Raw genomic sequence first — 13,372 nt, 5'->3', positions numbered from 1 at the left:
CGGAACCGGGTCGGCTGCTCAGACCGGGAAGTCGGCCAGCAGCTCACGAACGGTGGCCAGCGACTCCTCGGCGCCTGCCTCGACGAGCGGGACCACGACGACCCGGTCGGCGCCGGCGTCGAAGAAGCAGCGCAGACGCGTCCGGGCGCCCTCGGTGCTGCCGGTGATCGACATGGCGTCGACCCATTCATCGGGCATCTCCGCGTGGACGACCTCGGGGCCGCCCCGGGTGAGCATCTCGGCGAGCCGCTCGTTACCGTCGATGGAGGCCAGCAGCGGGTTCGGCCCGGTGGCGGCGAGGTAGAACGCGAGGATCGGCTTGATCGCCTCGCGGGTCGCGGCGGCCTGGGCGGCGTCCCTGGTGACGTTCAGCGCCACGAGCACGACCATCTCCGGGCGCGAGTCCCGGCCCGCCGATGCCGCTGCCTTGTCGAGCTTCTCCCTGGTGGCCGCGACGTACTCCGGGGTGGCGAGCACGCTCACCACCAGGCCGTCGGCCAGCTCACCGACCAGGCCGATGCCCTTGTCGCCCAGCACCCCGCCGTACAGCGGCACCCGCTCGCTCGGTGGGTGGGTCAGTGCGACCTCGGCGAAGCTGTGCACCCGCCCCTGGTCGGTGACCTTCTCGCCGGAGAGCAGAGAACGGACGCCGACCATCGTCTCCCGCAGCGCGCTCATCGGTGAGGAGACGGTCAGACCCATCTGCGCGGTCCATCCGGGCACGCCGTGCCCGATGCCCGGCCGCAGCCTGCCCGGGAACGCCCGTGCCAGGGTGGCGATCTCCATCGCCAGCAACGCCGGGTGGCGCACCATCGCCGAGACCACCGCGGTCCCGACCGGGATCCGCTCGGTGGCGCCGAGCGCGATCGCGGCCGCGGACATACCACCGAGGAAGAAGTAGTCCTCGGGGATCCACAGCTCACCGAAGCCACCGTCCTCGACCTCACGGGCCAGGCGGGCGATGTGCTCGGGCGGCGTGGTGCTGCCCAGCAGCAGCCCGATCCGTGTGTTGTTCTGTTCGCTCACCATGACGACTGGTCATCTCCGCTCTAGCTCACGTGTGGACTGGGTTGTGGCCGGGTGGGGTCGGTCGGTTCAGCTCCCGCAGGACCCGCTCGGGCAGCACCGGGATCTCGGTGAGCTGCTCGGCGTCCGGAGGCAGCGCGTCCTGGATGGCGTTCACGATCGCCGCCGGGGCCGCGATCACCCCGCTCTCACCGACGCCCTTCGCGCCGTTGAGGGTGAACGGCGTGGGGGTCTCCGTGTGGAACAGGTCGAGCTCCGGGATCTCGGTGGCGAGCGGCACCAGGTAGTCCTTGAACGCGGTGGCCAGCGGCCTGCCCGCGTCGTCGTAGAGCAGCTGCTCCAGCAGCGCGGCGCCCTGGCCCTGCAACGCGCCGCCGATCACCTGGTTGGCGACGATGCGAGGGTTGAGCTGGGTCCCGCAGTCGTGCCCGAAGATCAGCCGCTTGACCGTGACCTCGCCGGTCTGCTCGTCCAGCTCGACCAGCGCGATCGCCACGCCGTAGGAGAAACCCAGTGCCTGCGGGTCGAACGTGCCCATGACCTGCAGGCCGGGCTCCATGCCTGCCGGCAGGTTCCCGCCCTGGTACGCGGCGGACGCGACGGCCGCATAGGACACCGGGGCGGTCCCGGTCCCACGGACCCGGAAGCCACCTTCGTGCTGTTCGACGTCGTCGGGGTCGGCTTCCATGAGGTGCGCGGCGATGGCCCGCATCTTCTCGATCGCCTTGCCCGCCGCGACCAGCAGCGAGGACCCGCCGATGCCCGCCGCACGGCTGGCCCCGCTCGCGTACGCCGTGTAGTGGCTGGACGCGGTGTCCCCGAACTGCACCGCGACGTCGTCGATGTCGACACCGAACGCGTCGGCCGCGAGCTGCGCGAACGCCGTCTCCACGCCCTGGCCCATCGGCGTCTGACCACTGGCGACCCGGATCCGACCGTCCGGTTCGACGGTGATCGTCGTGGCATCCCAGCCGCCGGTACTGATCCCGATCAGTGGGAACAGCCCGGACGGCCCGAAGTTGGTGCACTCGTTGTAGAAGGCCAGCCCGATCCCGGCTCGCCGCCCCTCGGCCCTGGCCTGGTCGCGCTCACGCAGTGCCGCCAGATACGCGGGCCTGCGCACCGCCAGATCGAGCATCGCCGGGTAGTCGCCGCTGTCCAGGAGCATGCCGGTCGCCGTGGTGTACGGGAATGCGTCGGCGGCGACCAGGTTGCGGCGGCGCAGCTCGATCCGGTCGATTCCCAGACGGCCCGCCGCGATGTCCATGAGCCGTTCGAGCGGGAAGTTCGCCTCGGGCTGGCCGAAGCCGCGATAGGCACCGAGCGGGGTCTTGTTGGTGACGACGGCCGTCGCCTGAATGTCCACCGAGGGCACGGCGTACGGCCCGCCGAGCAGAGCACCCGTCACCCACCCGGTCCCGGCACCGCAGCTGGACGGCGCGCTGCCCAGGTCGATCGTGTAGCGGGCACGCAGACCGAGGACCCGGCCGTCCTCGGTGAACCCCAGCTCCAGCGTCATCCGCTGGGCCCTGGCCGGGGTCGAGGCGACGAACGACTCGTCGCGCTGCTCGGCGAAGCGGACCGGGCGGCGCAGCGTCAGCGCGAAGTACGGGACCAGCACCTCCTCGGGGTAGAGCACCGCCTTCATGCCGAACGCGCCACCGACGTCCGGTGCGATGACCCGGATCCGGTGCTCCGGGACGCCGATCATCAGCGCGACGGCTTCCCGGATCTGGTGCGGTGACTGGGTGGAGGTGTAGATCGTCAGGCTGGGGCCGGCCGGGTCGTAGTCACACACCACGCCGCGACCCTCCATCGAGGTCGCCACGATCCGGGCGCTGGTGAACGTCTCGGTGACGACGAGGTGAGCCCCGGCGAGCGCGGCACCGGCGTCCGGGGGCGGTGGCAGGCCGGGCAGCGCGGTCGGCCACGCGGCGGTGACCTCGACGTTGGTGCCCCACTCCTCGTGCAGCAGTGGCGCGCCTTCGGCGAGCGCGTCGTCGACCGTGTTGACCACCGGCAGCGGTTCGTAGTCCACGACGATCAGGTCGAGCGCGTCCTCGGCCACGTACTGGTCGACGGCGACGACGACGGCGACCGGCTCACCGACGTGCCGCACCTTGCCCGCCGCGAGTGGCCTGCCGGGTCCCACCTTCTGGCCGGGCAGGTCCCACAGGTACTTCTGCGGCCCGATCCGGTCGAACAGCTCCGCTCCGGTGGCGACCGCGAACACCCCGTCCAGTGCCCGCCCCGCCGAGGTGTCGATGGACCGGATTCGGGCGTGTGCGTGTGTGCTGCGCAGGACCGCGAGGGTCGCCTCGCGGGGCAGATGGACGTCGTCGGTGTAGCGGCCGGCGCCCCGGACGAACCGGGCACCGTTGCGGGAGGTCACCTCGGTGCCCACGTAGCGGGCCGTGCCGGCGGTCATCTGACGACCTCGCTCAGCGTCGCCTCGAGCGCGTCGAGGATTCCCCGGTAGCCGGTGCAGCGACAGATGTTGGCCGCCAGCCTGCGCTGCAGCTCGGCCCGGGTGAACGTCGCTCCCGCCTCGGCCTCCGCCAGGATCTCCGTACCGAGCACCACGAATCCGGGCGTGCAGAAGCCGCACTGGAAGCCGAAGTGCTCGATGAACGCCTGCTGCAGCGGCGACAGGGTGCCGTCCGGGTCCTCAAGGCCTTCCACGGTCGTCACCTCGGCGCCGTCGGCCTGCACCGCCAGCGTCAGGCACGACCGCGCCGTGGTCCCGTCCATCAGCACCGTGCATGCGCCGCACCATCCCTGGTGGCAGCCGGTGTGCGTGCCGGTCAGCTGGGCCTTCTCCCGCAGGAAGTCGACCAGGAGTGTGCGTGGTTCGACGAGCGCCTCGACGTCGTCGCCGTTGACTCGCACGGACACCGGGCGCCGTGCCTGCCTGGCGCTCACGCCGCGACCTCGTCGCCCGCGGACACGACCCGTCCGACGGCCGAGACGGTCGCCGCGACGGCCAGCTGCCGCCGGTAGTCGACCGAGCCGAGAGGGTCCGTGTTCGGGGTGACCAGGTCGGCCACGGCGTCCGCGACGAGCTTCACGCCCTCGGACGTGCCGCCGGCCTTCTCCAGCAACGCCGAGGCGTCGGCCAGCAGCACCGGCCGGTCGGTCACGCCGGCGACCGCCACGGTGAGCAGCCCGTCGTCGTCGCCGCCGGCGACGACCGAGACCTTCGCGTGCCTGCGGAAGTCACGCTGCGCGAACGCCCACCGCGTGCCGTCCGCAGGGAGCGGCAGCCGCACCGAGGTCAGCAGCTCACCGGGGTCCAGCGTGGTGCGAAACGCACCGAGGAAGAGCTCACTCGCCGCCACGGTCCTCGTCCCGGCGGACGAGGCCGCGGTGACCGAACCACCGAGCGCGAGCAGTACCACCGGGAGCTCGGCCGCCGGGTCGGCGAACGCGATACTGCCGCCCACCGTGCCCCGGTTGCGGGTCGGCACGTGCCCGACATGGTCGAGCGCGGACAGCAGGACCGGCACCCGCGCCGCGCACGGCGCCTGCTGCACCGCGCGCTGGGTGACCGCCGCACCGATGTGCAGGATCCCGTCGGCGAGTTCGATCGTGGTGAGCTCGGCGATGCGCCCGATGGCGACGACCACGTCCGGTCTGGACTCCCTCGTGTTCAGCCGCGCGACGAGGCTCTGCCCGCCCGCGAGAACGACCGCGCGCCCGGTGAGCGCGGCACAGGCCTGCTCCACGGTCACTGGTTCCAGGTACTCGAACGGCACCGGCCGCATCGATCCCCTCCGCTCGGTCGTCGTGCAGTGCTCAGACCGTAGAAGCGCGGACGATCGCTCCTCTTCGGCGTGGCCGACAAATCTCCCGGACGGCCTTGTGCACGGTGCCCAGTCGGCACGAAACTTCGCGAAGGTCGCCGGACAGTACGACTTCTTCGACCTCGCTCCAGCAACTAGTGTCCTGATTGCACCCGGCCGGACGGCTGATCGGGCGGGCACAGAATCACCTGGAGGCGAACGCACCGATGACCGTGCAGCAGCACACCGATGCGGAACTGGCGCGGTTGTACCGCGACCTCGACGCGGTCGACCTGACGCCGCTGTGGACCATCACCGAAGAGTTGCTGACCCCGACACCGCGTCCCAAGGCACGGCCATGGCTGTGGCGGGCGGAGGTGTACCGCGCGCTCGCCGAGCGGGCGATCGAGTTCGTTCCGATCGAGCGCGGCGGCGAACGACGAGTACTCAGCCTGCGTAATCCCGGCCTCGCCGGGCGCCCGTACGTCGCGGGCACCCTGTGGGGTGGAATCCAGTGTCTCGGTCCGCACGAGAGCGCGCCCGCGCACCGGCACAGCCCCGGCGCGATCCGGTTCGTGCTGGAGGGCGAGGGCGTCAGCACGACGGTCAACGGCGACGCCTGCGACATGCGGGCGGGCGACCTGGTGCTGACCCCCTCGATGAACTGGCACGACCACCTGAACTCGACCGACCGGAACATGCTGTGGTTCGACGGTCTGGACGTCCCCCTGGTCCTGGCGCTGGACGCGATCTTCTTCGAACCGCACCCCGAGGCCAACCAGCAGGTCCTGGCGCGCAACGACTCGGAGCGACGGTTCGGCGGGCGCGCCGCGCACACCTCCGGTGTGGTGCACGACGTGCTGGACCCGACCCATTCCCCACTGCTGATCTACCGCTGGACCGACACCGACGCCCGCCTCGACGCCGAGGCGGCCGCCCGGCCGGAACAGCCGTCGGTGTCCGTCGAGTACGTCAACCCGCGTTCCGGCGGCAGCGTTCTGCCCACCCTGGCCTGCGGCATGCAGCGGGTCTTCGCGGGACGCACGACCTCCGGGGTGCGGCGCGCCGGGAACTGGACGTTCGTGGTCAGGGACGGTGCCGGCCACAGCATCATCGACGGCCGCCGGTTCGACTGGGCGACCGGCGACATGTTCGTGGTGCCCTCCTGGTCCGCGGTGGAACATCACGCCGACCGGCGCTCCGACCTGTTCACCCTGAGCGACTCGCCGGTGCTGCGCGCGCTCGGTCTCTACCGCGAGCAACCGCTGGACGCGCCGCAACAGGTCACCGGGGTCTTCACCCCTCGTTAGGACGGCCCGTTCGCGACGAATGCAGGTCCCAGACACATCCAGGGACCTGCATCCGTCAGAAGCTGGCTAGGGAGCGGGCTTCCTACTTGTCCACGCCGTCGCCGCCTTCGCCGGCGTCACCGGCGTTGGAGGTGCACTGCGTGTTGCTGCCACCCTGGCCAACGACGCCGGCCGAGATGCCCAGCGGGATCACGCAGTTGGCGTTCGAGTTACCGCCGTTGCCTCCGCTGCCACCTTCGCCGTCGACGTGGTGATGGCCGGTGGCGAAAGCGGTGCCACCGAACCCGACAACGCCCAGCGCAACCGCGGCCACCGCAACAGCGGTGCGCCGTCCGAGCGTGCGCATCACATTTACCTCCTCATTTCCCCCGGCCGGCGCGGATGCTCCGGCCACGTAGGGCTTCTTATCCGGTCGCGACCGTCCAGTCAGACGCCACGCCAGTATCAGGGGTCACATTCACCCGGTTCGGTCAGCTCTGTGAGATGGCTACCTGCTGCCCCTCGGTCAGGCCACCGACGATCTGGGTGGTGGTGTCACCGACGAGTCCGAGCTGCACCTGAACCCGGCGGGTCGTGCCGTCCGGCTGCATCACCTGCACCACACCGTTGGTCCCGCCGCGCTGGATCGCCGCCGTGGGCACCACCAGTACGTTGCTGACCCCGCCGACGATGACCTTGGCCTCCGCGGTCTGCCCACCCTTGAGCCGTGGGTCGACGGCGTTCAGCACGATCGTCGCGTAGTAGTTGTTGACGTCCTTGATCTGCGTCCCGGTCGGGGCGATGGAGGCCACCGTTCCCGGTGCGCTGAGCCCGGGCACCGCGTCGAACGTGACGTTGACCCGCTGGTTGGGCTGGACCAGCGTGGCGTCGGACTCCTCGAAGGGCACGACGACGGAGAAGCTGTTGACGTCCTTGAGCGTCATGAACGATCCGTCGCCGGGACGATCGGACTTGTCGCCGGAGTCGCCGTGTGACGACACCCCGGAGTCGGTGTTGGGCAGCGCGGTCCGGGAACCCGGGGCGAGCGCCGTCGAGCCGCCACCGGAGCCGATGTACTCGCCGACCGCGCCGTTGATGCTGGCGACCTTGCCCGAGACCGGCGCGATCAGCACCGTGTTGTCCACGGCGTGCTGGGCGCGGCGTACGTCGGTGGCGGCGTCCTCGACGATCGCCTGCTGCTCGTCGAGGTCGTGCGGGTGGTCGCTCGCCGCTCCGTCGGCGGCGTTGCCCGCCGCGTCCGCGTCCCGGCGGGCGTTCTCCACAGCAACCTTCTGCCGTGCGTCCTGGATGTCCTGCTGCCGCTGCAGACGCTGGATCGACCGCTTGCCCGAGTCGATCCGCCGCTGGTAGGACGCGATCGTGGCCTTACCTCGCTCGGCGCGGTCACAGGAGGGCGAGTGCAGGTCGAGCGGCGACTCCAGCAACAGACCCTTCTGGTTCTTGGTCGTCACGTCCGCGTTGTCGCCGTAGCCGTCGTAGCGGTGTGAGCCGCCGGTCAGCGACCGGTTGCACTTGTCCTGGTCCGCCTTGGCGACGGCCTGGATCTTCTTGAGCTTGTCCCGATCGTCGTCGAGCTGCTGCTGGGTCTGCTTGAGCGAGTCGTCGTTGACGCTGCTGAGCACGTCAGCCTCGTCCTTCGTGGCGCCGAGCACGTCCTTGGCGCGGTCGTAGTCGTCCTCGGCCGCGTCGGTCTTGTTGCTGTCCTCCAGCCGGGCCAGCACGGCCTCCTGGCGCGACAGCTTCGCCTTGGCCTCCTGCAGATCACTCTGTGCGTCGAAGTCGTCGACCTTGGCCAGCACCTGGCCCGCCTTGACCTGCTGTCCGACCGCGACCATGAGCGCGGTGAGCTTGCCGCCCTTGGAGAAGCCGAGGTTCTGTTCCGTGATCGCCTGGAGGGTTCCGGTGGCGGACACCGTGCGAGCCACGGTGCCCTTCGTGACGCGCACCGTCGTCCAGCCACCGGCGTCCGAACTGCCGCAGGCCGAACTGATCAGCACGGCGGACACCGCCAGTGAGATGGCCAGACACCGACGTGTCCGCCTGTCGTGCAATCGGGTTCGAGCCGACCGAGGGGCCGTCAACATGGGACCGGGGAGCCTTCCCGTTGAGGTTGTGAATCTTGGTACGCAAGATGTTCAACACCCTTTGGAGTGTTCAGTGACGGCTCCACGCCGAGAAAGTTGTCACTCAGGGCCAATATTCACTCGTTTGGCTCTATGGATCCGTTGTGACCACCGAGAAGAACGTGACATTCTGTGACTCAATGTCACAGATGTGACTACGTTACGTAGTGTGCGAACTCATGACCCGGGCGAGTGATGACCTGCCGCTATACCGGGGTGTACCTACGAGAGGTGGATGGAGTTGGCGTTATCGGCCTGATGGTCGGCCTATGGGTCGCGCTGTCGGCGCCGCCCCGGAACACCGGTCAGCAGGACACTTCGACGGTCAGGACAGCCTGGCTTCTCACCGTGTTCGCACTCCTGTTGTTATTGACCTCGATGCTCGCTCTGCCCGCTGGTCCGGTTCGCGATACGGACCCGTCGACGGACCCGTCCAGCTCGGTGCCTCGCGGCCCCTACTCGGTGCCCGGCGGCCAGGCCGTCCCCGGCTACGGCACGATCGGCAACGTGGAGACGATCGACACCAGCACCAGCAAATAGGCGGCCGATGGACCTTCTGCTGATCTCGGACACACACATGCCGGGTCGCGGTCGTCGCCTGCCGGACGAGGTCTGGCGGGCGGTCGAGACCGTCGATGTCGTGGTGCACGCCGGCGACTGGGTGGGTGTCGAGCTGCTCGACGAGCTGGAGTCCCGCGCCAACAGGTTGGTCGCGGTGTTCGGCAACAACGACGGGCCGCAGCTGCGTGCCCGGCTTCCCGAGGTCGCCCGGGTCGAACTGGACGGTGTCCGGCTCGCGGTCGTTCACGAGACCGGTCAGGCGGCGGGACGGGAGCGGCGCTGCGCAGCCCGGTACCCGGACACCGACGTGCTGGTGTTCGGACACAGCCACATCCCGTGGGACTCGGTGGCGGACAACGGCCTGCGGCTGCTCAACCCCGGCTCGCCCACGGATCGCAGGCGTCAGCCGACCCACACGTGGATGACCGCACGGGTCTCCTCGGGTCGGCTGCTCGACGTCGAGCTACATCACCTCGAGGCCACCGCACCCGGTTGATGCCCACCGACGAAACCGCTAGGCCTCGGTCAGGTCCACGCTCTTCGTCTCCCTGCTGAACACGCACACCACCAGCGTGATCAGACACGTCGCGGCCAGATACCAGGGGAAGATCGCGCCCCGGCCGGACTGGGTGAGCTCGGTGACCAGGTAGGGCGCGGTACCGCCGAAGACGGCCACGGTGAGCGCGTAGGGCAGCCCGATGCCCGAGGTGCGCACGGCGGTGGGGAACAGTTCGGCCATCGCCACCGGCGCGACCGCCCCGTACCCGGCGAACAGCACCAGCCCGATCGTCATGACGAGGAACAACGACCAGCCGGACGAGGACATCAGCGCGAACAGCGGCACCGACAACAGCGCGAAACCGAGCCCGAACCCGATCAGTAGCGGTCGCCGTCCGATGCGGTCGGACAACGCGCCGAGCATCGGCAGGATCGCGATCAGGATCAGCTGCGCGGCGATCGAGGCCCACAGCGCGGAGGATGTGCTGACGCCGTGTGCCTGCTGCGCGAAGTTGGGCAGGTAGACGGCGAACGTGTAGTACGAGACCGTGCCACCGATGGTGAAGCCGACGACCCTGGCCACCGCCTTCGGGTGCTCCCGGAACGCCCGCAGCGTCGGTCGTTGCGGACGCTCGCCCTGCGCGGTGAACGCCGCGCTCTCGACCAGCCTGGCACGCAGGTAGAGCGCGACGAAGGCCAGCAACGCCCCCAGCACGAACGCGATCCGCCAGCCCCATTCGCGGACCTGCGTAGCGCCGAGCGTGGCGACCAGTACCGAACCGAGCACGGTGGCGAGCAGCGTCCCGAGAACGTTGGACACGTAGAAGAACGACGTCACGAAGCCCCGGCGATGCGGGGGCGCGATCTCGGACAGGTACGTCGCCGACGCGGCGAACTCGCCACCGGTGGACAGTCCCTGCAGTATCCGGGCGACCAGCAGCAGCACCGGTGCGAACACCCCGGCCTGCGCATAGGTCGGACACACCGCGATCAGCAGGCTGCCGGCCGCCATCAGCAGCACCGACGCGACGAGCCCACCGCGTCGTCCGACCCGGTCGGTGAACCCCGCCAGCAGCAGGCCACCCAGCGGCCGGAAGAAGAAGCCGACCGCGAAGATCGCCAGCGTGGCCAGCAGCTGCGACGCACCCGAGCCCGAGGCGAAGAACTGCCCGGCGAAGAACACCGAGAAGATCGCGTACGCCTGCCAGTCGTACCACTCGAGGACATTGCCGATCAGCGCCGCGAGCACCGAACGGCGGATGCCGGGGGCCTGCTCCTGGGTGGGTGCCGCGTCATTGCTCATTCGGTGATCACCTCGTGTTCGGCCCGCCTGGTCGTCCCGCGCCCGCCTGGGCCGGCGCGCAGCAGTTCGTACCCGCCGATGCCACATGCAACCAGGACGAACAGCACGGCGCACAGCATCGCGGCGAACACCGCGGTGCCCGGTCGCGGCGGACCGGCTCCGAGCGCGCTGTAGTACACGCCGGCCAGCAGCGCCGTCCCGACCGCCGACCCGATCCGCTGCCCGGTCTGCAGCGCCCCACCGGCCGCGCCGGCCATCCGGACCGGGACCGCGTCGAGGGTGAGGGTGATGTTCGGGGTGATGACCAGTCCCCCGCCGATGCCGGCCACCAGCAGCGGCACGGCCGCCAGCCACGCCGCGTGAGTCGTTCCGTCGGCCAGCGCGAAGGCGGCGCCGACCAGCCCGACGGCTACCCCCACCAGGCCGAACACGGTGAGCCGGCGACCCCAGCGCACCACCAGGCTGCCACCCGCGAACGCCGAGATCGCCGATCCGACCGCGAACGGGGTGACCGCGAGGCCGGAGTACAGCGGGGAGAAGCCGAGGCCGGACTGGAAGAACAACGCGAGGACCATCCAGATGCCGCTGAATCCCACGAAGTAGGTCATGCCCAGCGCCGCTCCGGACGCGTACCCCGGGGTCTCGGTCAGCAGCCTCATGTCCAGCAGCGGTGCGCGGTCACCGACCCTGACCAGCCGGGCCTCCCACCGCACGAAGCCCACGAACAGAGCGATGGCGACCACCAACAACCACCACAGCTCACCGAACCGGTCCGGTTCCAGCAGCGGCAGCATGATCGCCAGGACACCGGCCCCGAGCAACGCGGTGCCCAGCAGATCCAGCCGCTGACGTGGGGAGGAGGCGGCTCCGATGGCCGCGGGCCCGGGAAGTAGCCGAGGCGCCAGCGCCAGCACCACGATGCCGATCGGCACGTTGACGAAGAAGATCCAACGCCAGCCGTCCGGTCCGCTGAAGATCCCGAGGAGCACACCACCGAGCACCGGCCCGACCGCCGTGGACAGACCGACCGAGGCACCGAACATGCCGAAGGCGCGTCCCCGCTCCGGTCCCCGGAACAGGTCCTGGATGAGACCGGAGTTCTGCGGGCCGATCATGCCGGCCGCCATCCCCTGGACCAGCCGGCCGACAACCAACCAGGCAAGGCTGGGTGCAGCGCCGCACAGTGCGCTGGTGAGCACGAACCCGGCCATCGACAGCAGGAACATCCGGCGGCGGCCCCATGCATCACCGAGCCGCCCCGCCGCGACGAGGACCAGGCCGAACGTCAGTGCATACCCGGAGACCACCCACTGCACTCCGGCGGCCGAGCCACCGAGCGACCGTTCCATCGACGGGAGCGCGACCGCCACGATGCTGACGTCCAGCAGGCCCATGAAACCGGCCGTCAGCGTGATCCAGAGTGCACCCCACCGCCGGGGGTCGGGTTGGTACTCCTCGGCGGCCGGCTGTGTCACCCGGTCAGTGTGACCTCACGCCTCGCCGCGCGCCTCCCGACGCCCGACTCCCGTGGTCGGCCTCACTGACGTGGACGCCGGAAAGGACGCGGCTCCCTTCGGAGCGCCGTCGGTCGCCTCGGTGTCGGAAGAGGTGTCCTCGGAGTACCTGTCGCCGGCGGCGCGCTCGTCCTTGCGAACCTTGAGCAGACTCGCCACCGTGGTGATCGCCAGCACTCCGACGATCACGCCGAGCGAGACCAGGATGCCGATCTCCGGTACCGGCACCGCTTCGCCACCGTTGATGAACGGCAGCTCGTTCTCGTGCAGCGCCTCGAGCACCAGCTTGACGCCGATGAAGGCGAGGATGATCGACAGGCCGTAGGACAGGTAGACCAGTTTGCTGAGCAGACCGCCGAGCAGGAAGTACAGCTGCCGCAGCCCCATGAGCGCGAAGGCGTTCGCGGTGAAGACGAGGTACGGCTCCTTGGTGAGACCGAAGATCGCCGGGATCGAGTCGAGCGCGAAGAGCAGGTCGGTGGTGCCGATCGCGATCATCACGATGAGCATCGGGGTGACCCAGCGCTTGCCGTCGACCTTCACCGTGGTCTTCGCGCCGTGGTACTCCTCGGTGACCGGCAGGACCTTGCGCAGCAGCTTGAGCGCGCGGTTCTCGTGGTACTCGCCGTCGTCCTTGTTGTGGTCACGCAGCAGCCGGTAGGCGGTGACCAGCAGCACGACCGCGAACAGGTAGAAGACCCAGCTGAACTGGGCGATCGCGGCGGCGCCGACCGCGATGAAGATGCCGCGCATGATCAGCGCGATCACCACGCCGAACAGCAGCACCTTGTGCTGGTACTCCTCCGGAACCCGGAAGGCCGCCATGATGATCACGAAGATGAAGAGGTTGTCCACCGAGAGCGAGTACTCGGTCAGATAACCGGCGAAGAACTCACCTGCCGGGGTGCCGCCCGCGAAGATCCACACGCCGATGCCGAACAGCACCGCCAGCGTCAGATAGAAGACGACCCAACGCGCTGCCTCGGCAAGTTTGACCTTGTGCGGGTGATGGTCGACGACGAACAGGTCGACCAGGATCACCGCACACAGCGTGCCCACTGTGGCGAGCCACAGCCAGACAGGAACGTTCATAACGGTCGAGCCTCCAGAAAAGAGCATCGGTCATAGACCGAGGTCTCTCCCGCCGGCTGAACTGATCCGACCGACGACACCGGGCCTATTAGCCGTGCTGACGATGTCGCCGCGTGAGGGATACTCCCCTTGGCAGGCTCAAGTCTTCCTCAAACCGGCAGCA

The 13,372-nt window shown here is 69.5% G+C and carries 12 protein-coding genes; 3 read left to right on the top strand and 9 right to left on the bottom strand.

The genetic code is table 11. From position 1 onward, the window contains the following. Positions 1-18 precede the first annotated feature (18 nt). Genes G406_RS0125545 through G406_RS49865 form a run of 4 tightly spaced genes read right to left on the bottom strand, consistent with a single transcriptional unit; the run spans position 19 to position 4,790 of the window. Positions 19-1,029, bottom strand: coding sequence for an LLM class flavin-dependent oxidoreductase (locus G406_RS0125545; RefSeq protein ID WP_037078401.1), 1,011 nt, complete (start codon positions 1,027-1,029; stop codon positions 19-21). Positions 1,030-1,054: 25 nt separating this feature from the next. After that, positions 1,055-3,454 (bottom strand): xanthine dehydrogenase family protein molybdopterin-binding subunit, encoded by a 2,400-nt coding sequence (locus G406_RS49870; RefSeq protein ID WP_051342679.1) that lies wholly within the window; start codon positions 3,452-3,454, stop codon positions 1,055-1,057. Continuing rightward, positions 3,451-3,948 (bottom strand): (2Fe-2S)-binding protein, encoded by a 498-nt coding sequence (locus G406_RS0125535; RefSeq protein ID WP_028935945.1) that lies wholly within the window; start codon positions 3,946-3,948, stop codon positions 3,451-3,453. The genes G406_RS49870 and G406_RS0125535 overlap by 4 nt, the downstream gene beginning before the upstream one ends. Continuing rightward, positions 3,945-4,790 carry an FAD binding domain-containing protein gene (locus G406_RS49865; protein ID WP_051342678.1) on the bottom strand — a complete coding sequence of 282 codons (846 nt, stop codon included), beginning with the start codon at positions 4,788-4,790 and terminating at the stop codon, positions 3,945-3,947. The genes G406_RS0125535 and G406_RS49865 overlap by 4 nt, the downstream gene beginning before the upstream one ends. Positions 4,791-5,035: 245 nt before the next feature. On the opposite strand from G406_RS49865, the gene G406_RS49860 reads away from it, so the two are divergent. Then, the gene (locus G406_RS49860) at positions 5,036-6,118 is read left to right on the top strand and encodes a cupin domain-containing protein (protein ID WP_051342830.1); all 1,083 of its coding nucleotides are present in this window, start codon (positions 5,036-5,038) and stop codon (positions 6,116-6,118) included. A gap of 82 nt (positions 6,119-6,200) precedes the next feature. On the opposite strand, the gene G406_RS0125520 is transcribed toward G406_RS49860, so the two are convergent. Then, positions 6,201-6,464 carry a hypothetical protein gene (locus G406_RS0125520; RefSeq protein WP_028935944.1) on the bottom strand — a complete coding sequence of 88 codons (264 nt, stop codon included), beginning with the start codon at positions 6,462-6,464 and terminating at the stop codon, positions 6,201-6,203. Between the two features lie 124 nt (positions 6,465-6,588). Continuing rightward, entirely contained in the window at positions 6,589-8,115 is a 1,527-nt protein-coding gene (locus tag G406_RS0125515; RefSeq protein WP_169736784.1) for an efflux RND transporter periplasmic adaptor subunit, read from the bottom strand. A 384-nt stretch (positions 8,116-8,499) separates the two neighbouring features. Here G406_RS0125515 and G406_RS0125510 point away from each other — a divergent pair, with 384 nt between their 5' ends. Together G406_RS0125510 and G406_RS0125505 are read left to right on the top strand one after the other, a co-directional pair. Beyond that, positions 8,500-8,781, top strand: a complete 282-nt coding sequence (locus G406_RS0125510; protein WP_028935942.1) for a hypothetical protein — start codon at positions 8,500-8,502, stop codon at positions 8,779-8,781. A 7-nt stretch (positions 8,782-8,788) separates the two neighbouring features. Then, positions 8,789-9,298 (top strand): metallophosphoesterase family protein, encoded by a 510-nt coding sequence (locus G406_RS0125505; RefSeq protein ID WP_028935941.1) that lies wholly within the window; start codon positions 8,789-8,791, stop codon positions 9,296-9,298. A gap of 18 nt (positions 9,299-9,316) precedes the next feature. Here G406_RS0125505 and G406_RS49855 read toward each other — a convergent pair whose 3' ends face one another. The 3 genes from G406_RS49855 to G406_RS49845 all read right to left on the bottom strand — a co-directional run bounded on the left by G406_RS49855 (position 9,317) and on the right by G406_RS49845 (position 13,209). Then, positions 9,317-10,603, bottom strand: a complete 1,287-nt coding sequence (locus tag G406_RS49855) for an MFS transporter (protein ID WP_037078399.1) — start codon at positions 10,601-10,603, stop codon at positions 9,317-9,319. Next, positions 10,600-11,997: an MFS transporter gene (locus G406_RS49850; RefSeq protein ID WP_084216448.1), complete on the bottom strand. Its 1,398-nt coding sequence runs from the start codon at positions 11,995-11,997 to the stop codon at positions 10,600-10,602. Before G406_RS49850 ends, G406_RS49855 begins: the two co-directional genes overlap by 4 nt. 96 nt (positions 11,998-12,093) lie before the next feature. Continuing rightward, on the bottom strand, positions 12,094-13,209 hold the full coding sequence (locus G406_RS49845; protein WP_084216375.1) for a TerC family protein: 1,116 nt from the start codon (positions 13,207-13,209) through the stop codon (positions 12,094-12,096). Positions 13,210-13,372 lie beyond the last annotated feature (163 nt).

Source organism: Actinospineispora spinosispora DSM 44797, assembly GCF_000429025.1.
Classification (GTDB): domain Bacteria; phylum Actinomycetota; class Actinomycetes; order Mycobacteriales; family Pseudonocardiaceae; genus Pseudonocardia; species Pseudonocardia spinosispora.
The sequence above is the reverse complement of the archived record's forward strand: the minus strand, read 5'-3'. Positions and strand labels throughout refer to the sequence as shown.

Coding starts and splice junctions, on each gene's coding strand:
- G406_RS0125520 (WP_028935944.1), bottom strand. CDS start 6,464: ATGCGCACGCTCGGACGGCGCACCGCTGTTGCGGTGGCCGCGGTTGCG.
- G406_RS49860 (WP_051342830.1), top strand. CDS start 5,036: ATGACCGTGCAGCAGCACACCGATGCGGAACTGGCGCGGTTGTACCGC.
- G406_RS49870 (WP_051342679.1), bottom strand. CDS start 3,454: ATGACCGCCGGCACGGCCCGCTACGTGGGCACCGAGGTGACCTCCCGC.
- G406_RS0125545 (WP_037078401.1), bottom strand. CDS start 1,029: ATGGTGAGCGAACAGAACAACACACGGATCGGGCTGCTGCTGGGCAGC.
- G406_RS49855 (WP_037078399.1), bottom strand. CDS start 10,603: ATGAGCAATGACGCGGCACCCACCCAGGAGCAGGCCCCCGGCATCCGC.
- G406_RS0125505 (WP_028935941.1), top strand. CDS start 8,789: ATGGACCTTCTGCTGATCTCGGACACACACATGCCGGGTCGCGGTCGT.
- G406_RS49845 (WP_084216375.1), bottom strand. CDS start 13,209: ATGAACGTTCCTGTCTGGCTGTGGCTCGCCACAGTGGGCACGCTGTGT.
- G406_RS49850 (WP_084216448.1), bottom strand. CDS start 11,997: ATGGGCCTGCTGGACGTCAGCATCGTGGCGGTCGCGCTCCCGTCGATG.
- G406_RS0125510 (WP_028935942.1), top strand. CDS start 8,500: ATGGTCGGCCTATGGGTCGCGCTGTCGGCGCCGCCCCGGAACACCGGT.
- G406_RS49865 (WP_051342678.1), bottom strand. CDS start 4,790: ATGCGGCCGGTGCCGTTCGAGTACCTGGAACCAGTGACCGTGGAGCAG.